18 protein-coding genes and 1 other RNA gene are annotated in these 17,686 nt (G+C 58.1%); 7 read left to right on the forward strand and 12 right to left on the reverse strand.

All coding sequences use genetic code 11. The annotated features are described in order from the left end of the window. Positions 1 to 2 precede the first annotated feature (2 nt). Positions 3 to 287, reverse strand: coding sequence for a preprotein translocase subunit SecE (secE, locus tag B5G40_RS01065; RefSeq protein ID WP_087188136.1), 285 nt, complete (start codon positions 285 to 287; stop codon positions 3 to 5). A gap of 43 nt (positions 288 to 330) precedes the next feature. Then, entirely contained in the window at positions 331 to 495 is a 165-nt protein-coding gene (gene rpmG / locus B5G40_RS01070; protein WP_087188137.1) for a 50S ribosomal protein L33, read from the reverse strand. Between the two features lie 321 nt (positions 496 to 816). Here rpmG and ruvX point away from each other — a divergent pair, with 321 nt between their 5' ends. After that, on the forward strand, positions 817 to 1,236 hold the full coding sequence (ruvX, locus tag B5G40_RS01075) for a Holliday junction resolvase RuvX (protein ID WP_087188158.1): 420 nt from the start codon (positions 817 to 819) through the stop codon (positions 1,234 to 1,236). Between the two features lie 7 nt (positions 1,237 to 1,243). On the opposite strand, the gene B5G40_RS17125 is transcribed toward ruvX, so the two are convergent. The 6 genes from B5G40_RS17125 to B5G40_RS01100 form a co-directional block, all read right to left on the reverse strand. Further along, complete coding sequence (locus tag B5G40_RS17125) at positions 1,244 to 1,600, reverse strand: TSUP family transporter (protein WP_206407196.1); 357 nt, start codon at positions 1,598 to 1,600, stop codon at positions 1,244 to 1,246. Further along, complete coding sequence (locus B5G40_RS17130) at positions 1,600 to 1,968, reverse strand: TSUP family transporter (RefSeq protein WP_191433693.1); 369 nt, start codon at positions 1,966 to 1,968, stop codon at positions 1,600 to 1,602. Before B5G40_RS17130 ends, B5G40_RS17125 begins: the two co-directional genes overlap by 1 nt. Before the next feature lie 45 nt (positions 1,969 to 2,013). After that, positions 2,014 to 2,733 carry a tRNA threonylcarbamoyladenosine dehydratase gene (locus B5G40_RS01085; protein ID WP_087398481.1) on the reverse strand — a complete coding sequence of 240 codons (720 nt, stop codon included), beginning with the start codon at positions 2,731 to 2,733 and terminating at the stop codon, positions 2,014 to 2,016. A gap of 52 nt (positions 2,734 to 2,785) precedes the next feature. Next, positions 2,786 to 4,384 (reverse strand): peptidylprolyl isomerase, encoded by a 1,599-nt coding sequence (locus tag B5G40_RS01090; RefSeq protein ID WP_087398482.1) that lies wholly within the window; start codon positions 4,382 to 4,384, stop codon positions 2,786 to 2,788. A gap of 180 nt (positions 4,385 to 4,564) precedes the next feature. Further along, positions 4,565 to 4,766: non-coding RNA, 6S RNA (ssrS, locus tag B5G40_RS01095), on the reverse strand. Between the two features lie 3 nt (positions 4,767 to 4,769). Beyond that, positions 4,770 to 5,090: a DUF1292 domain-containing protein gene (locus tag B5G40_RS01100; protein ID WP_242958817.1), complete on the reverse strand. Its 321-nt coding sequence runs from the start codon at positions 5,088 to 5,090 to the stop codon at positions 4,770 to 4,772. Positions 5,091 to 5,387: 297 nt separating this feature from the next. Between B5G40_RS01100 and B5G40_RS01105 the strand changes: the two genes are divergently transcribed. The 3 genes from B5G40_RS01105 (at position 5,388) to B5G40_RS01115 (ending at position 10,055) form a co-directional block, all read left to right on the forward strand. Next, positions 5,388 to 7,979 (forward strand): transglycosylase domain-containing protein, encoded by a 2,592-nt coding sequence (locus B5G40_RS01105; protein WP_087398483.1) that lies wholly within the window; start codon positions 5,388 to 5,390, stop codon positions 7,977 to 7,979. Positions 7,980 to 8,228: 249 nt separating this feature from the next. Further along, entirely contained in the window at positions 8,229 to 9,527 is a 1,299-nt protein-coding gene (locus tag B5G40_RS01110; protein WP_087398484.1) for an S-layer homology domain-containing protein, read from the forward strand. 45 nt (positions 9,528 to 9,572) lie between these two features. Continuing rightward, entirely contained in the window at positions 9,573 to 10,055 is a 483-nt protein-coding gene (locus B5G40_RS01115) for a DUF4358 domain-containing protein (protein ID WP_087328341.1), read from the forward strand. A 60-nt stretch (positions 10,056 to 10,115) separates the two neighbouring features. Here B5G40_RS01115 and B5G40_RS01120 read toward each other — a convergent pair whose 3' ends face one another. Both B5G40_RS01120 and B5G40_RS01125 read right to left on the reverse strand, forming a co-directional pair. After that, a complete protein-coding gene (locus B5G40_RS01120) occupies positions 10,116 to 11,363 on the reverse strand; it encodes a cation:proton antiporter (protein WP_242959104.1) in 1,248 nt (415 codons plus the stop codon). A 229-nt stretch (positions 11,364 to 11,592) separates the two neighbouring features. Then, the gene (locus tag B5G40_RS01125; RefSeq protein ID WP_242959106.1) at positions 11,593 to 12,153 is read right to left on the reverse strand and encodes a TetR/AcrR family transcriptional regulator; all 561 of its coding nucleotides are present in this window, start codon (positions 12,151 to 12,153) and stop codon (positions 11,593 to 11,595) included. 200 nt (positions 12,154 to 12,353) lie between these two features. On the opposite strand from B5G40_RS01125, the gene B5G40_RS01130 reads away from it, so the two are divergent. After that, complete coding sequence (locus B5G40_RS01130) at positions 12,354 to 12,602, forward strand: TIGR03905 family TSCPD domain-containing protein (protein WP_087188146.1); 249 nt, start codon at positions 12,354 to 12,356, stop codon at positions 12,600 to 12,602. Between the two features lie 64 nt (positions 12,603 to 12,666). Here B5G40_RS01130 and B5G40_RS01135 read toward each other — a convergent pair whose 3' ends face one another. Both B5G40_RS01135 and B5G40_RS16805 read right to left on the reverse strand, forming a co-directional pair. Beyond that, entirely contained in the window at positions 12,667 to 14,901 is a 2,235-nt protein-coding gene (locus B5G40_RS01135) for a bifunctional metallophosphatase/5'-nucleotidase (RefSeq protein ID WP_204220753.1), read from the reverse strand. Between the two features lie 257 nt (positions 14,902 to 15,158). Then, a complete protein-coding gene (locus tag B5G40_RS16805) occupies positions 15,159 to 15,308 on the reverse strand; it encodes a hypothetical protein (protein ID WP_158099462.1) in 150 nt (49 codons plus the stop codon). 261 nt (positions 15,309 to 15,569) lie between these two features. On the opposite strand from B5G40_RS16805, the gene spoIVB reads away from it, so the two are divergent. Further along, on the forward strand, positions 15,570 to 16,625 hold the full coding sequence (spoIVB, locus tag B5G40_RS01140; RefSeq protein WP_087398487.1) for a SpoIVB peptidase: 1,056 nt from the start codon (positions 15,570 to 15,572) through the stop codon (positions 16,623 to 16,625). 250 nt (positions 16,626 to 16,875) lie between these two features. Then, positions 16,876 to 17,649: a sporulation transcription factor Spo0A gene (gene spo0A, locus B5G40_RS01145; protein ID WP_343212787.1), complete on the forward strand. Its 774-nt coding sequence runs from the start codon at positions 16,876 to 16,878 to the stop codon at positions 17,647 to 17,649. Positions 17,650 to 17,686 lie beyond the last annotated feature (37 nt).

The following is a 17,686-nucleotide window of genomic DNA, read 5'->3' on the forward strand; positions in this document are numbered from 1 at the left end:
CCTTAACCCTTGCCAAACAGATCCAACAGGGCACGAATCACGGAGCCGGCGAGGGCGTCGAACACCCAGATGCAGATCCCAACGACGATACAGCAGAGAATGACGATCACGGTGTTGTTAATGGTCTGTTTCTTGGTGGGCCACTGGACCTTCTTCAGCTCGCTCTTGAGTTCCTTGAACCACTTGCCGATGCGGGCGAAGAAGCCGGGCTTTTTGTCCGCCTTGGCGTCCTTCTTCTTCTCGGACTTGGCGGGCTTGGTCTGCTCGAGCTTCTCGTTTTCAGACATTCCGTTTAACCCTTCTTTCTTCTGAGCCGTCTTGCAGCGCTCATTACTTGGTCTCGTTGTGGACCGTGTGCTTTCTGCAGAAGGGGCAGTACTTCTTCAATTCCAGACGGTCGGGAGTGTTCTTCTTGTTCTTGTTGGTGTTATAGTTCCGCTGCTTGCACTCGGAGCAGCGCAGGGTGATCTTCACCCGGTTGCCGGCCTTCGCCATGTTCGGCACCTCCTTCATTGTTTGACCGCATAACAGCAAAAATGCCGGATGCGGCCGCAGGCCGAATCCAGCACGTACCGGCGGCGAAACGCTGCCGGATGGAACGTCACGGTGCGGATTCGGCACATTTGCCTCCCTATGTCTCACGCGGAGGGAAGGGTTTCGCACGTCATCACACCGTAAAAATGCGCACAAAAAAAGAGCCCTTTTTCATAGGTAATTGAACTATACCACAGCATGAGACCAAAGTCAAGCAGTTTCCACTTGTTTTTTCTTCATTCCTTTTGTATAGTGTAGAAAGCAGAAAAAGGAGTGATGATCTTGCGTATCATGGCCATTGATTACGGCGACGCCCGGACGGGCGTTGCCATTTCTGATCCCACCGGCCTGCTGGCTGGTTACACCACCGTGATCCACAGCCGCAAGGCGGATGTGGTGGCGGAGGAGCTGGCCCGGCTGGTGAAGGAACACCAGGTAGACGAGCTGGTGATGGGGTTTCCCCGGAATATGGACGGCACCGAGGGCCCCCGGGCGGAGCTGTACAAGGCCTTTGCCGCCCAGGTGGAAGAGACCTGCGGCCTGAAGCCGGTGCTGTGGGATGAGCGGCGCACCACCGTGGAGGCTCACAACATCCTCCACGCCTCGGGCAAGAAGATGAAAAACCACAAGAAGACAGTGGATGCTGTTGCGGCCACCCTGATCCTGGAGGGCTACCTCACCTTCAAGCGGGCCAGAGGATAAGGAATACCTACCCTTTCCGGAACAGCTCCCGCAAGCCCACTATCAGAAGAAATCCTCCAAAGCAGCGGTGCAGCAGGGCAGTGTCCAGCCCGGTGGCCGCCCAGGCGGCCAAAGCTGCGCACACAAGGCCGGTGAGGATGGCGGGGAGCAGAACCGGCTTTTCCACATAACCGTTCCTAATGTGGGCGGGCAGAGCCGCGGCGGCCGAGGGTAGAAAGTAGAGCAGGTTGATGCCCTGAGCCTGGTTTTGGGCGATACCGGCAAAGGTGGTCAGATAGATGAGCAGCAGGGTGCCGCCTCCCACCCCAAAGCCGGACAGGATGCCGGTAAGAGCCCCTGCCAGAATGGCGGTCAGCCAGCCCATTAGAAGAACAGGGCCTTTACCCCGCCGTAGAGCAGCAGCAGGGCAAAGAGCCGTCGGAGCCACACCATATTCATGCGCCGAAACAGCCTCCCGCCCAGGAGACCGCCCAGCAAGCCCCCCACCAGATAGGGCAGTGCCATCCACAAATCCACGCCGCCCCGGAACAGATAGATGGCGGCGGACAGGGCGCACATGGGCAGAATGATGGCGACTGAGGTGGCGAAAGCCTTCCGCTGTCCCAGGCCGCACCAGCCTGCCAGCAGGGGGACCAGCACCATACCGCCCCCGCCCCCGAAAAAACCGTTGACTAAGCCCGCCGCCCCTCCTGCCAGAGCGGGGCGGAGCCATGTTCCATGATTCTGACGCAAAAAACATCCCTCCGTTGGCCTTAGTTTGCCGGCGGAGGGATGTTTTTATACGGTTTTCAGACCGGCCAGGGTGAGTACCACGTCGCCGGCCATCATGAGCCCGGCTACGGGCGGTACCCAGGCTACGCTGCCGGGGACGGAGCGGCGGCCGGGGGGAGGAGCCTCATGCTGGGTGGCTGCCTTGGGTTCCTCCGGGGACCACAGCACCCGGTGGTGGTGGATGCCTCTGGCCCGCAGCTCCTTGCGGACCACCCGAGCCAAGGGACAGCCCTCGGTTTTGGAGATGTCCCCGATGCGGAACAGGGAGGGGTCCAGCTTGTTGCCGGTCCCAAGGGCAGAGAGAATGGGGATCTTTCGGGTGATGGCGGTCTCGATCAGGTCCAGTTTGCAGGACACCAGGTCGATACAATCCACAATGTAGTCGTACTTTGTGGAAAAGAAGGACTCCCGGTTCTGGGCCTCGTACTTTTCCACCCGGACCGTGGTGCGGCACTGGGGATTGATGTCGGCGATGCGGTCTGCCATGGCCTGGGCCTTGGGCACGCCCAGGGTGGACAGGGTGGCCTCCACCTGACGGTTCAGGTTGGTGAGTCCCACCTCGTCATGGTCGATGAGAGTGAGGGCCCCCACGCCGGAGCGGGCCAGGGCCTCGGCGCACCAGCTGCCCACGCCGCCCAGGCCGAATACCGCCACATGGGCGGCGGTCAAGCGCTCCATAGCCTGGTCGCCCAGCAGCATTTGGGTGCGTAAGAATTTTTCGTCCATAAAGCCTCCGAAAAAAGGCGGACGGGGCTGGGCTCCGTCCGCCTTTTGGTCGTTAGTCGTTTACATACTTGATGCCGTCGCCCTGGACCGCTTCCAGACCTTCGGTCAGGCCGGTGAGCCAGGTGTTCATGCCGTCCTGACGCAGGGCGCTGTCGGCGTCCAGCTTCCAGACGGGATCGTTGGCACCCTGGTAGTAGACCACACACCAGCCCTGCTGGCCGGAGTTGGTGTTCTCAATGAGGGTGGTGTCGCCGGGCTGGCGGGTCTCCTCGCCGAACAGCCAGCTGTCAAAGATGGTGAAGTAGCCCTTGTAGACTTTCTCGTACAGGCCGCCGTTGGTGTTGGAGCCGGGATCATCGGAGTTGGCCTCGGCCAGAGCGCCGAAGGACTCGGCGGTCTTGTCGCCGGCGTTCCACTCATCCAGCAGGGACTGGGCCTCGGCCTTGGCGGCGTCCAGAGCCTCCTGAGTGGGAACGGTGGACTCGTCCACATCCTCGGTGGCGGGATCATCCTCCTGGGTCAGCTCAGCCTTGATGAGGATGTGGCGGATGTCGGCAGTGGGAGTCTCGTCCAGGTAACGCTCCTGGAAGAGCACCACATAGTAGCCGGTATCATATTCCACCACGCCCACGTCGCCGGTGGTGCGGGAGGCATCCAGCATCCACTCGCCGTAGGTGCGGCTGGAGACGCTGGTGCCGGAGAGAGCGGTGGTCAGGGAGTAGTCAGGATCGCTCTCATACTTCTCCTTGCTGCTCTCAGACACATAGTTGGGAGCCAGCTCGGCAAAGGTGGCCTCCTTGTCCTCGGCAGCCTCCACGGCAGCGGCGAACTCGTCGGCCTTGGCCTTGGCGGCCTGCATGGCGGCGGCGGACTCCTCCTCGGTGGGCTCCACGGTGTTGCCCTCCTCGTCGGTGCCGCTGGGAGCGGTGCCGTCGATCTGGATGGAGCGGAAGGTGAAGCTGTCCAGATCATTCTTGTGCTCGTCATAGTAGGTCTGGATGGCGTCGTCGGTGATATCCAGACCGTCCATATAGGCGTTCTTATAGCTGGAAACCAGCACATCCCGACGGACACAGTCCTCATAGGCGCCCACGGTCATATACTTGCCATAGGTGCTTCTCAGGTAGCCTTCAAAGCTGCTGGCGCCCAGCTGGGCGGCATAGCTCTTCATATAGGCGATGGAATTGTCCACGGTGGCCTGATCCTCGTCGGTAAAGGTATACCCGGCCTCCTCAGCGGCATTCTCCACAGCGGCCACTTCGGTCAGGTCGGTAATGGCCTGCTCCAGGAAGTAGTCATAGTAGGTCTGGGTCTGCTCCTCGTCCACATACTGCTCACGCAGGTCGGTCTGAGGATCAAAGGAGGCGCCGTTGGAATAGGATTCAACCATGGCCGCGTAGAAATAGTATTCCACATCGTTGACATTATAATTCCGGCCGTCCACGGTGAGGGCGGTGGCGCCGCGCTGGAAAATACCGGAGTGCCACACCAGCAGAATGACTACCAGGATGGCGATGATCACGCCGATGGCGGTATACAATACCGTTTTCTGCTTGGCGGCCTTCTGCTCCCGGAGCTCAGCCCGCTGCTTTTGGGTCAAGCCCTGCTCGGGATCGCTCCGGCGCTGCTTTTTTTCTCTGGATGCGCTCATTTGTTGCTTCAGTCCTCTCGTCAATGTTCCTGCCGTCGGCAGGGGTGGCTGTACATCCAAATCTGTATAGACAAGCCTGTATTATACAGGAAAAGGGCCTGTCTTTCAAGCCTAAAAACCAGTTTTACACTTTGTTCAGATTTGCGGATATAAGAAAACCCCACGAAACCACAGTTTCGTGGGGGCCCCGCTCTGGCCGTGCGGATCCATTTAAAACCTGCACGAAATGGCAGGTGGGTCGCCTCCATGATGTTTCGTTGCTTCCAACTTCCAGCCGTCCCTCGAAGGGGCGCCGGGAGGCCTGCAGTCCGCACCATGAGGGGGCGTCCCGTTTAAGAGATGTGGGTTTAAATAAAACCCGTCACGCACCGAGCAGGAATCATGTTCAGGAATGTTCCTCGTCTTCGTCAGCGAAGAGAGCTTCCATAAACTGCTGATAGACCAGTTCCAGCTCCTCGTCGCTGTCCAGGGTGGAGAGCTGGTCCTCGCCGTCCACATGGACCACCTTCAGGATGATGAGGCCGTTTTCCTCGTCGTCCAGGTCCACCTCTTCCACGCCGTCCTCCTGTTCCTCGCCCTGAATGGCGGGGAAAAAGGCCATATAGGTCTGACCGTTGTAGTCCAGGGTATCAACGTGCTCCAGCTCAAACTCGTTGCCCTCTTCATCGGTAACGGTGATGAAATCAGGGCCAAATTCTTCACTCATAGATGGCACCATACCTTCCTTAGTGTCGTCTCTATTGTAGCTTGTAGTTGAGTAAAATGCAAGAGCAGGACGTGCTAAAATTTTTTTGAATCACGGAATGGATACAAAAAAGCCGGGAAAGAGGGTGGACAACAGGTGAGAACGTGATATAATAACATCGATTCTCTGTAAGCTTTAGTTTCAGATAGCAGTATCAAAAGCCTGCTTACCCAATACGGAGGTGTCATTTTGCCGTCAAGATCCAATCAAAGTCCCCGGCCGCCCAGGCGCCGGAGCGAAAAGACCTGCAGTCCCGCGATGCATATCCTGGGAATCGTGGGCAAGGTGGTGGGGACCTTCCTGCTGGTCATGCTGATCACCGGGATCATCCTCGTCTGCTTCGCCATGGTCTATATCAAAACAGTCATCCTGCCTCAGGCCCATCTGGACGCCAATTTTGATATGAACCTGACCAGCACCATCTATTATATGAACCAGGAGACGGGAGAATACGAGGAACATTTTTCCCTTCACGGTACAGAGAACCGTAAGAAAGTGACCTACGATCAGATCCCGGAAAATCTGGTCAACGCCACCATTGCCATTGAGGATGAGCGATTTTTGACCCACAATGGCGTGGACTGGAAGCGTACCCTCAACGGCGTGCTGCTCATGTTCACCGGAAAGGATATCCAGGGCGGCTCCACCATTACCCAGCAGCTCATTAAGAACGCCACTCAGTATGACGACGTTACCGTTAAGCGTAAGATCCTGGAGATCTTTACCGCCCTGGACTTTGACGCCACCTACTCCAAGGAGCAGATCATGGAGTGGTATCTGAATCTGATCTATCTGGGCGGCAACTGTTACGGTGTGGCAACCGCCGCCGAAAACTACTTTGGCAAGGACGTGTCCGAGCTGAGTCTGGCCGAGTGCGCCAGCCTCATCAGCATCACCAATAACCCCACCCTGTATGGCCCCAACTCCAACATTCGTATCACCAATGAGGAGACCGGCGAGGTCACCACCGGCCGGGAGCGCAATAAGCAGCGCCAGGAACTGGTGCTGTGGAAGATGCTGGACCTGGGCATGATCTCCCAGGAGGAGTACGATGAAGCTGTGGCGGAGGAACTGGTGTTCACCCGCAGCGAAGATGAAAAGAAGCCCAGTACCATTTACAACTGGTACGACGAGCAGGTCATCACCGATGTGATCAACGACCTGATGGAGGAATATGGCTACTCCGAGCAGCTGGCGGAGAACATGGTGTACTCCGGCGGCCTGAAGATCTACGCCTGTGTGGATACCCGCATCCAGTCCATTGTGGAATCGGTCTATTACGATCAGAACAGTCTGGTGCTTACCTCCTCCAAGGGACAGGATATCCAGTCCTCCATTGTCATCATTGACCCCGAGGGCAATGTGGTGGGCCTGGCGGGCGCCCTAGGCGAAAAGACGGCCAACCGGGTGCTCAATATGGCCAGCGGCACTGTCCGTCAGCCCGGTTCCTCCATCAAGCCCCTGTCGGTCTATGCGCCGGCCATTGAGCTGGGTATGATTACCCCGGCTTCGGTCTATGCCGATGAACCGGTGCGTGTGCTCAACGGAAAGAACTGGCCCCTGAACAATCCCCAGACCTACCGCGGTGATATTACGGTCAATACCGCTGTGGAGGTGTCCTCCAACCCTGTGGCGGTGCGTATTCTGGAGGAGATGGGGGCGGAAACTTCCTTTGACTTTGTGGAGCAGAATTTCCACATTGATCTGGAGGAGTCCTATCTGAGCAACGGCGAGGTCAAGAACGACTACGGTTCCAGCCAGTTGGCTCTGGGCGGTCTGACCCACGGTGTCAGCGTGATGGATATGGCGGCTGCCTACTCGGTGTTCCCCCGGGACGGTGTGTATATCGAGCCCCGGACCTACACCAAGGTTACCCGTGAGGTGGACGGTGTGGAAGAGGTGCTGCTGGATAACACGGAAACGGAAGAAGAAGTCATTCTCTCCACTAAAACCACCTATTATATGAATGAGATGCTCAAGAACGTGGTGAGCAATGGTACCGGTACTGCCGCCCGTATCTCGGGCATGACGGTGGCCGGTAAGACCGGTTCCACCACCGCCAACAACGACCGCTGGTTTGTGGGCTATACGCCCTATTATACTGCGGCTGTGTGGGTGGGCTATAAGACCCCCGAGCGGATCTATGCCAGCAACAACCCCGCCGCGGTACTGTGGCAGAAAGTGATGAGCCAGGTCCATGAGGGCCTGGAGAACAAGGACTTTACGCAGGCCAGCGGACTGACGCCGGTACAGCTGTGTAAGGACAGCGGACTGCGGGCCACCGAGGCCTGTCTCAGCGATCCCAGAGGGGACCGGGTCTACCAGATGTACCTCTTCTCGGACGATGTGCCGGTAGAGAACTGTGACCAGCACACCATGGTGGATGTCTGTACCGACTCCCCCATTCTGGATGCCGACGGCAATCCCATCGAGGGCCTGTATCATCTGGCCGGCGACTATTGTCCCAGAGAGGCCAACGAGGCGCTGGGGATCACCGCGGGTACGGTAAAGCCTATCGGTGTACTCATCAGCGATGACAGCAGCAACCAGTATACCAAGGCGTATCTGGAGTCCCAGGGCAGCTGTACTGTCCACACCGCGGAGCCGGAGCCGCCGGAGCCGGACGCGTATGATCCCTCTACCTTCCGGCTGGAGGACCAATCCACCTGGCCTACCCAGGAGCAGTGGCCTGGCTTTGATCCCACCAACCCGGCCACCTATCCCACCGTTCCGCCGGAGCCTACAGACTCGGGCGGGTCCGGGGGAGAGACGGCGGAGCCCAGTGTAACGCCGTCTCCCGCGCCTACGCCGGAGACACCGCCGGAGGAACCATACGTTCCCGCCGGATGAGCCAATCAGTATGAAAGCGGAGGAGCTGCCTTTGGGCGGCTCCTCCGCTTTTGGTATTGCGGGCCATCATAAAATCGTAAGAAGTAGGTCGGAAAAGGGCAAAGTCGTTGGGGCCCAACGATATTGAAGCATACTTCCGTATCATTGTGGGAAAAAAGGAAAATGGAGCAAAAAGAATCTTCCTGTTTCTCTGGACGGAACCTGAAAAATCTGATACACTGAATCCAAATCACAGCAGGAGGGAATATTATGCTGATCCAACAGGTGGTCGCATTTTTATTGGCTGGGGCACTGATGACCGGCGGCTCTTCCGGGGTCGCCATTCAGGATGTTTCACAGGATCATTGGTCCTACCCCTATGTATCCTATATGGTGGAACATGATGTGATGTACACCACCAAGACTGGAAACTTCCTGGGGGAGGTCCAGATCAATCGGGGTGACTTTGTGCTCAGCCTGTGGCGGGCGGCGGGAAGCCCGTCCGGAGCCACGCCCAACTTTACGGACGTGCGCCCGGAGGACGCCTGCTATCAGGCGGTGGGCTGGGCGGTAGAGCATGGGATCTCTCAGGGTACCTCTGAGACGAAATTCTCCCCGGCGGCCTCATTGGACCGGGAGCAGGCCTTTACCTTCCTGTGGAGGGCCCTGCCGGTATTCGGTGTGGAGCAGAAAGAGGGCTTGTCAGGCGGACTGGCTGATTTCCAGGACGTGGACACCGTGAGCGGCTGGGCCCTGGCGGCCATTGGTGATCTGTACGCCCGGGGGATCGTCAGCGGCACCGGGGACGGACTTCTGGCGCCCCACCAGCCGGTGACTCGCAGCGAGACCGCCACGCTCCTCTATAAGACACTGGATCTGGCCGGCAAGATCGAAGGGGGCGACACCCCCACGGTTTCCACGGCAGTACCTGAAGATGAGTGGGCCTGGTTTGACGACGTGGTCTTTGTAGGCGACTCGGTATCCCTGAAGCTGACCGGATATGTGACCAAGATGCGCCAGAGCGATCCGGACTATCTGGGCAAGGCCCAGTTCCTTACCGCCGGCAGCCTGGGCAGCGGAAATGCGCTGTGGGAGGTCAGCGACGAGTCGGTGCATCCCCTCTACCAGGGCACCAAGATGCGTCTGGAGGACTCGGTCCACGCCTGCGGCGCCAAGAAGCTCTATATCCTGCTGGGTATGAATGATGTGGGCCTGTATGGCGTGGACGGCTCGGTGGCCAATATGGAGACGCTGCTCAAGCTTATCAAGGAAAAGACCCCCGATCTGCAGATCTTTGTCCAGTCGGCCACTCCCATCCACAAGGGCAATGAGAAAAAGGTGCTTAACAACGCCAACCTGCGGCTGTACAATGAGAAGCTGAAGGAGATGTGTGACCGCAACGGCTACTACTATGTGGACATCGCCTCGGTGCTTACCGACGCGGAAGGCTATCTGCCCGATTCCTATTGCAGCGATGCCTCCGGTATGGGGATGCACTTCACCGATGAGGCCTGCCGGATCTGGGTGGATTATTTGAAGCAGGATGCAGCCGCCCGTCAGAACGGCTGACCGGATGGAAAAACAGTGCGGTAGAAACCGCGGAAAGGTGATCGTATGAAAAAGAAAGTACGCAGCGTACTGCTGCTGGCATTGGCTGTCATGATGGCGGTTAGCGCCGCTGGCTGCAGCGGCGGGACAAAGACCGCCGATATGGATGTGGCGAAAGTGATGGACGCCATGCTGGAGAAAGCCCCGATTGAGGGTGGCATTGAGCTGAGTCAGGACGATATGCTCAACTTCTACGGCATCCAGAGTGAGGATATGGAGGCTTTTGCCGCCAACCTTGCAGCAGATGGCATTACCGCCAAGGAGATCGTGCTGGTGAAGGCCAAGGACGAGGACAGCGCCAAGACGGTGGAGAGCAAGCTGCAGAGTCGGCTGGACGCCCGCCGCAACGAGTTCAACAACTATCTGCCCGATCAGTACGCCATCGTGGAAAAGAGCGAGGTCAAGCGGGACGGCGTGTATGTGCGGCTCATCATCTCTCCCCAGCAGGACGAGCTGGTGGAGCTGTACAACAGCTACCTGAACGGCTGATTTAGTTAGTAGTTAGAAAAACAAAAGCTCCGCTGCCATAGCAGCGGAGCTTTTGCGTTCTTATTTTTGATTGTGAGAACTATCGCGGAGTCGTTCGTGATCTTCCAGCAGGGCCTGAGCGGCCAAATCAAAGGCGGCAGCGTCTTCATAGCGGTTGACCAGCTCGCTCTCCTGCAGGTCGCTGTAGTCCTTTTCTTTGCCGCGGTAGACAAGCTTAAGCAAAATGGGGGTGAGGATGGTGGTTGCGATAACCATCAGCACCACGGGACCAAAGAAGTCGTCGTTCATCAGCCCCGCCGCAATGCCGTTGTTGGCCACGATTAAGGCAACCTCGCCCCGGGAGATCATGCCCACGCCGATGCGGAGGGAATCCTGATTGGAGTAGCGGCACAGTTTGGCGCCCAGCCCGCAGCCCACCACCTTGGAGACTACAGCCAAGAGGATCAGCAGGACGGAGAAAAGAACGATGGAGCCGCTCATATCCGGCAGTACCACTTTCAGGCCCAGGCTGGCGAAGAAGATGGGGGAGAGCAGCGTGTAAGACAGGGTATCGAAGCGATCCTGCAAGTAGGCCACCCGGGGAGTCTTGGCGAAGATCAGACCGGCGATATAGGCGCCGGTGATGTCGGCCACGCCGAATACCTCCTCAGCGAAGTAGGCGTACAGCAGGCAAAACGCAAAGGAAATCACAACAAACCGGCGTTTATCCCGGTCATATCGCTTGAACCACCACTCCACGATCCGGTGAAGCACGATCCATACCACCACGCTGATGGCGAAAAAGGCTGCGATCTTCAGCAGGACCATCAGCACATTGGCGCCGGTGCCCGACATACTGGTGATAATGGTGAGCGCCACGATGCCCAGCACATCGTCAATGATGGCGGCGCCCAGAATGGCGTTGCCCGAACGGGTGGACAGCTTCCCAATCTCCTTCAGAGTCTCTACCGTGATGCTGACGGAGGTGGCGGTCAGGATCACGCCGACAAAGACGTTTTGCAGGAAGGTGTCAGTTCCGGTATTGAAGAAGCAGGCCAGCGCAAAGCCGCCTACCAGCGGGACCAGAACACCGATGAGGGCGATGATGAAAGCGGATGCGCCTGCCTTCTTCAGTTCGCCCAGGTCAGTCTCCAGACCGGCGTTAAACATGAGGACAATAACACCCAATTCCGCCAGCTGGTCCATCAGTGTGGTTTCCTGAAGCACGCCCAGCATAGCGGGGCCCAACAGCAGTCCGGCCAACAGCGCGCCGACAACCTGGGGCAATGCAAAACGTTTGGTTACAATTCCCAGGACCTTGGTGCTCAACAGGATGACCGCGATTTCAAATAAAAAATGATAACTCGTAGCCCACACCCCTCTCTCTTATAGTAAAAATACACTAGAGATGGTAGTTTATTTTGGGCAAAAAGTCAATTGGCAACCTGGATAGAATTTTAGGCCGCCGCCATAATGCAACTCAAAAAAGTGACAAGAAAATTCCCCGGTAAGAACTGCCTGAAACAATTCTTACCGGGGAAATACATAGATGGATAAATCAGGATGGTTGAGAGGGGGCGGAGAAACGCTGCGCAACCCGCCGGAATTCGTCCTCTAATAAAAAACTGATGCGGGCGGCCAGCTCCGATGGTTCCTCCTTCATGTCGTCGGCCAGCCAGCCCAGCATGGTGCCGGCCAGGGCGTACATATAGAAATCAATGAGAAATTCCCGGTCTCTCTCCGCCAGGACAAGACCTTCGGCGGCAGTATCCAGCAGCTTGGCAGTCAAGGCGTGGGACATGGTGAAGAACTGGCAGTCCAGGTGCTCACGGCCGCTGGAGCGGTAGATGTGATAGATGATGACGTGGTTCTCCTGTATGTAGTGGAAGGAGGTCATCAAAGCATCCTGCCAGGAGGTGCAGGGCTGCAGGACCTCGGCGGTCTCATGCTCCAGAAACCAGTGGAGCAGATCATAGATATCCTGGAAATGATAATAGAAGGTCTGCCGGTTGACTTCGCAGTCCTCTACGATCTCCTTGACGGTAATATCGTCCAAGAACTTCTTCTGCAGCAGTCGCCGCAAAGAATTGGCAAGCGCCAGTTTGGTGCTGGGAGCCAATGGGCACACCTCCTCTCATTCAGACTGGTGTAACAGGCGCAGCCTGCCCTTTATAGCACAAAGGGCGGGTGTATAAATGTACAGCCGCGCATCTGCGGCTTTTGCGCTTATTATACCACAGTGGTATAAAGAATTGCAATCCTGTCCAAAGTATGGTATGATTTGCCCCGTTAAACGGGAACATCAAAGGAGAGAGAAAAATGACCATTGATTATCGTCCCAGGGGCGTCTGCTCCAACCGCATGGTGGTGGATGTGGAGAACGGCGTGATCCGCTCCCTGCAGGTCCAGGGCGGGTGCAACGGCAACCTTCAGGGAATCTCCCGTCTGGTGGAGGGTATGAAGGTGGATGAGGCCATCCGGCGGCTGGAAGGCATCCGCTGCGGCTTCAAAGCCACCTCCTGCCCGGACCAGCTGGCCCAGGCGCTGAAACAGGCGGTACAGGCCTAAACAGAAAAAAGCTGGGGCGTGCATATGCACGCCCCAGCTTTTTTTGTATACGCAGGAGTGAGCCTCAGGCAGCAGGCTTTTCGGCGGTCAGGGCGCCGAAGTTGGACAGAACCTGAGCAAACTCCACCCGGGTCAGCTGACCGGCGGGCATCAGCTGGCCGGCCTCGTTGCCGGTCATGATGCCGGCGTAGTAGCAGAAGGTCATGCCGTCCAGAGACTCAGCGGGGATGGAGGCATAGTCGGGAGCCTTCTCCATGGAGCCGTCGGCGGCAGGGGCCTGGATGCCCTTGTACTCGGCATAGGCGGCGATCAGATCGGCGATCTCAGCGCGGGTGATGGTCTGATCCTCGCCGAAGGTGGTGCCTTCAAACAGACCCACGGAAGCGGCCCAGTTGATGCAGTCGGAGTACCACTTGCCCTCGGTGTCGGTGACAGTGGTCTTCTCCACGGCGGGAGCACCCTCCATGTTGTACAGCACCTGATACACGGTGGCGCGGCTCACCTGGCCGAAGGGAGTGAAGCTGAAGCCGTTGGTGGTGCTCATCATATCATTGTTCACCACATAGCGGACAGCCTCGCCGTACCAGGCGGAGAAGTCAGCGTCGGCGTACAGAACGGTGATGCGGCCGTCGCCTCTGGGATTGGCGTACTGCTCGCCTACCACGCCGCCCAGCTCGTCCTTGATGTAGTTGATGAGGACCTCGTTGTCCACCATGACCTCATCCTTCAGGATCTTCACGTTGTCAGCGCCGAACATGGCATAGCCGTCGCCGCCGTCCTTGAGCATATAGTTGTGGGAGGCCAGGGTGTAGGTGGCCTCGGGGTCAATGGCGGTGTACTCGCCGGTCTCGCTGTCCAGAACCTGAACATCCTTGACCCGGCGGTCGCCGGCCACCTTCACGAAGTTACCAGCGTCGTCCAGCTCCACGGAGGTGGGGATGGAGGTGTCCACGGTGTACTTGATGCCGGAGACCTGCAGGAAGCCGCCGCTCTCAGACACGCCGGCCTGCATGGAGCCCAGCTCCAGAGCATCCAGGATCTGCTGGCCGGAGACCTCAACCAGGCAGGCCAGGTTGCCGAAGGGATGGACGGCGATGATGTTGCCGTAGGTGATGTCGCCGGCAGCGATGTTGTCGCGGACGCCGCCGCCGTTGACAAAGCCGATGTCAGCGCCCAGCAGCACGCGGTAGGCGTCGGCGCACAGGTCGCCCAGGTTGGTCTCGGCGGAGCGGACAGCACGCTCACCGGTGTAGGGATCGTTGATGGTCAGGTCCACGGAGGAAGTAGCCACCACTTCTTCGGACATGGCCTTGTACTCAGCCTGGATACCCTCGATGAAGGTCTTGGCGGTGGTGTAGGCCTGAGAGGTGGTATCCACGTCAGCCAGGGCAACCAGCTCGGTGGTCATAGTGCCGTCGGGAGCGATGACCAGCTTGCCCACGGACTCGGCCTTGGTGCCGGTCTGGCTCAGGAGCACGTCCTCACCGTCGGCGTTCTTCACGGTCTTGGAGGGCTCGGTGGTGTGGGAGTGGCCGTCCAGCACCACGTCGATGCCGGTGGTATTGGCAATGACTTCGGTGGACATCCAGGGAGAGCTCTGGGCGTCCTCACCCAGGTGAGCCAGGGCCACCACATAGTCAGCGCCGGCCTTGCGGGCGGCATCCACAGTATCCTGGACCTGGTCGTACAGGGCCTTGCCGTCCTTATCCTGGCAGAAGCCGTAGATGTACTCGCCCTTGTCGTTCTGGAAGTAGGCGGGGGCGGACTTGGTCAGGGTCTCGGGAGTGGAGATACCCACATAGGCCACGTCCACGTCGCCGTAGGTGACCATGGTGTAGGGCTCCAGCACGGCCTTGCCGTCGGCGTCCACGAAGTTGCAGCTGACATAGGTGTACTCAGCCTGGTTCTTGGCGATGTCCAGGAAGGTATCCATGCCGAAATCGAACTCATGGTTGCCGGGGATGGCAATGTCGTAGCCCACATTGTTCATGATGTCCACGATCCAGCTGCCCTTGGACAGGGAGCCCAGGATGCCGCCCTGGATGGCGTCGCCGTTGTCCACCAGGGTAACGTTGTCGGCGCCGTAGCTGGCTTCCATCTCGGCCTTATAGGCGGCGATGGCGGCATAGGACATACCGTCGTCGCTGGTGCAGTGGACGTCGTTGGTGTACAGCACCACAATACCGTCATCCGTAGCAGCGGTGGTGTCCCCCTCGGCAGCCATGGCGGGGATGCAGAAGCTGCTGGCCATGGACAGGGAGAGGAACAGGGACAGGAACTTGCGTGTGTGTTTTCTCATGAAACATTCCACCTTTCCTTCCGGGCCCTACCGGAGGGGACCTTTTCGGCTGGCTGGATGGAGCCTGAACGCATCCGCAGCACATAAAGATTTCCTCTGGATGTGGGCAAATCGGATATCATAATGGTAACAAAACGGAAACAAAAATACAAGGGGGCCCGGTGTAGAAAGTAGGTAAATTTTATGTGGTTTTGGTAAAACAGGCAGAAAGGCAGAAAAGACAACAAGTCCCCGGAGAAACGCTCCGGGGACTTGCTTCAGCAGGGCAGAGTGACCCAGGTGGGAGTGCCGGACAGATCGGTAAAGAGAAGGCCGTTGGGAGGCAGAAAGGTGAACAGATGCAGACAGGCGCCGGCCACTGTGGCGGCAACAAAAGCGATCCACTCGGTCTTGCTCAGGCGCGGCATGGCGGACACATCCTTTCGTCTTATATGCCGTAACATATGCAAACAAAAGAAAAAAATACCACAGAGCCTCCAGATAAAAAGCAGGAAACAGGGGGAGAAAAGAACAGGGACAAAGCGCCAACGATTTGCCGGGCGGCAGTTGGAAAGAAGCACCAAGCCAAAGGAACATTTCATTGCCAGCGTGGTTCGTCCATTTGAAAACCATATTAGTAACAGGCGTACAAAACGCCAATGATTTTGGGAAGGAGCGTGGACAGCGAAATGGGAAAAGAAGAACCAAAGATCAGGCCCTGGGTGGGCGCGGTGCTGACAGCAGTGCTGCTGCTTGCCTGGGCGGCCTGGTTCCAGCCCGTCAGGGCGGCGGAAAGCAGAGAAGTGATCCCCATGGGCCGTACCGTAGGGATCAAACTGTTTTCCGACGGCGTGATGGTGGTTGGTTTTGGTGAGGTGACAGCGGCTGACGGCAGTCACACCCCGGCCCGGGACTGTGGGCTGAAGGAAGGGGATATCATCACCCACATCAACCGGGAAGAAGTGGACAGCATTGAAGAGGTCCAGGCCGTGCTGCAGCAGGTGGGGGACCAGACCATGAGCATCCGTGCGGTGCGGGACGACAAAGAGGTCCAGTTTACTGCCCAGGCGGTCCAGTGCAGTGCCGACGGGCAGTATAAACTGGGCGCCTGGATCAGAGACTCCATGGCAGGTATCGGCACCATGACCTTCTGCGATCCCGAGACTGGTACTTTCGGCGCTCTGGGCCACGGCATCAACGATGTGGATACGGCAAAGCTGATGCCCATGCAGTCCGGGTCCATCCTCTATTCCGAAGTCACCGACGTGCAGAAGGGCGTGAAGGGAACGCCGGGGGAACTCCACGGAGCCTTTCAGACCGACCGTGATCTGGGGGTGCTGTGGTCCAACACCTGCAGCGGCGTCTTTGGCCAGATCAGTGATGAGACCATGACTGACGGCATGGAGCCGGTGCCGGTGGCGGAACGCAGCCAGGTCCAGGTGGGCCCGGCGGTCATTTTGTCCAATGTGGCCGGCGATCAGGTGGAGGAGTATGAGGTGGAGATCACCCGTATTTTTCCCGAAAAAGAGGGAGATACCCGCAATCTGATGCTGAAAGTCACCGACGCCCGACTGCTGGATACCACCGGCGGCATTGTGCAGGGAATGAGCGGCTCGCCCATCCTCCAGAACGGCAGACTGGTGGGAGCCGTGACCCATGTACTGGTCAATGATCCCACCCAGGGCTACGGCATCCTGGCAGAGCATATGCTGGAGCAGGCGGAAACTGGTAAAACAGAAGCCTAATAACCCGAAAACGCCGGGAGCGGTCCGCCGCTCCCGGCGTCTTTTTTGCAAGAACATTGGAAGATATGAGAGGGAAAAGAGGGCCTGCGTCGGAATTTCTGCGGAAAAGTCGAACGAAGTCGAAGAGAAATAACCATAAATTACCAGTAAAACCCTTGCGCTTGCTGTCTGATTATGGTAAATTATAGCCAACCGGTAATCAGCCTTGGCCAGGCGGCAAATGTGGAGCAGGAGGAGCCTGCTGGAAAGGGTGTCAATATTGGAACGGAGAATCAAAGTCCTGGTAGCGGATGCAAGCGAAGAATTTCGCCGTATTCTGGTGGAACAGCTGGAAGGGGAAGCGGGCATCCAGGTGGTGGGAGCCACAGGAGATGGAGAAGAGGCGCTTCAGCTTTCAGAGCGTCTGGCGCCGGATGTGCTGGTGATGGATCTGGTGCTGACCCAGATGGATGGGGTGGAGGTCTTGCAGGCGCTGTCCAAGGCCGAAGCCAGGCCCCGGGTGCTGGTGCTCTCCGGATTTGCCCGGGGCAGCGTGGCTGAGCTGGCTGCATCCACCGGCGCGGATTACTATATGCTCAAGCCCTGCCGACTGACGGCGGTGGCCGAGCGGGTCCGCCAGCTGGCCGCCCTTCAGGAGACGGAGGAAGGGGATGACGGCGAAGAGCGGGCCAGACGTCTGGAAAATGTGGTGACGGGAATCATCCATGAGATCGGTGTGCCCGCCCACATCAAGGGCTACCAGTATCTGCGGGAGGCTATTATCATCGCCGTGGGGGATATGGATGTGATCAACGCGGTCACCAAAATCCTCTACCCCGAGGTGGCCAAACGCTTTGGCACCACTGCCTCCCGGGTGGAGCGGGCCATCCGCCACGCCATCGAGGTGGCCTGGGACCGGGGCGATCTGGAGACGCTGCAAAAATACTTCGGCTACACGGTCTCCAACGCCAAGGGAAAGCCTACGAATTCGGAGTTTATTGCCATGATCGCCGATCGGCTCCAGCTGCAGCAGAAGGAGCGGTGAAGGCTGTGATGTGCCCGGCAGACGGGGAACGCCCCGG

The sequence above is a fragment of the Flavonifractor sp. An9 genome, from assembly GCF_002161245.1.
Lineage (GTDB): Bacteria > Bacillota > Clostridia > Oscillospirales > Oscillospiraceae > Flavonifractor > Flavonifractor avicola.

Bases quoted from the DNA above. Each gene is read 5' to 3' on its own strand.
- spoIVB (WP_087398487.1), top strand. From the start codon at position 15,570: ATGGGAAAAGAAGAACCAAAGATCAGGCCCTGGGTGGGCGCGGTGCTG.
- B5G40_RS01090 (WP_087398482.1), bottom strand. From the start codon at position 4,384: ATGAGCGCATCCAGAGAAAAAAAGCAGCGCCGGAGCGATCCCGAGCAG.
- B5G40_RS01115 (WP_087328341.1), top strand. From the start codon at position 9,573: ATGAAAAAGAAAGTACGCAGCGTACTGCTGCTGGCATTGGCTGTCATG.
- B5G40_RS01100 (WP_242958817.1), bottom strand. From the start codon at position 5,090: ATGAGTGAAGAATTTGGCCCTGATTTCATCACCGTTACCGATGAAGAG.
- B5G40_RS01110 (WP_087398484.1), top strand. From the start codon at position 8,229: ATGCTGATCCAACAGGTGGTCGCATTTTTATTGGCTGGGGCACTGATG.
- B5G40_RS01135 (WP_204220753.1), bottom strand. From the start codon at position 14,901: ATGAGAAAACACACACGCAAGTTCCTGTCCCTGTTCCTCTCCCTGTCC.
- B5G40_RS16805 (WP_158099462.1), bottom strand. From the start codon at position 15,308: ATGCCGCGCCTGAGCAAGACCGAGTGGATCGCTTTTGTTGCCGCCACA.
- secE (WP_087188136.1), bottom strand. From the start codon at position 287: ATGTCTGAAAACGAGAAGCTCGAGCAGACCAAGCCCGCCAAGTCCGAG.
- B5G40_RS01085 (WP_087398481.1), bottom strand. From the start codon at position 2,733: ATGGACGAAAAATTCTTACGCACCCAAATGCTGCTGGGCGACCAGGCT.
- B5G40_RS17125 (WP_206407196.1), bottom strand. From the start codon at position 1,600: ATGGGCTGGCTGACCGCCATTCTGGCAGGGGCTCTTACCGGCATCCTG.
- rpmG (WP_087188137.1), bottom strand. From the start codon at position 495: ATGGCGAAGGCCGGCAACCGGGTGAAGATCACCCTGCGCTGCTCCGAG.
- B5G40_RS01105 (WP_087398483.1), top strand. From the start codon at position 5,388: ATGCATATCCTGGGAATCGTGGGCAAGGTGGTGGGGACCTTCCTGCTG.
- B5G40_RS01130 (WP_087188146.1), top strand. From the start codon at position 12,354: ATGACCATTGATTATCGTCCCAGGGGCGTCTGCTCCAACCGCATGGTG.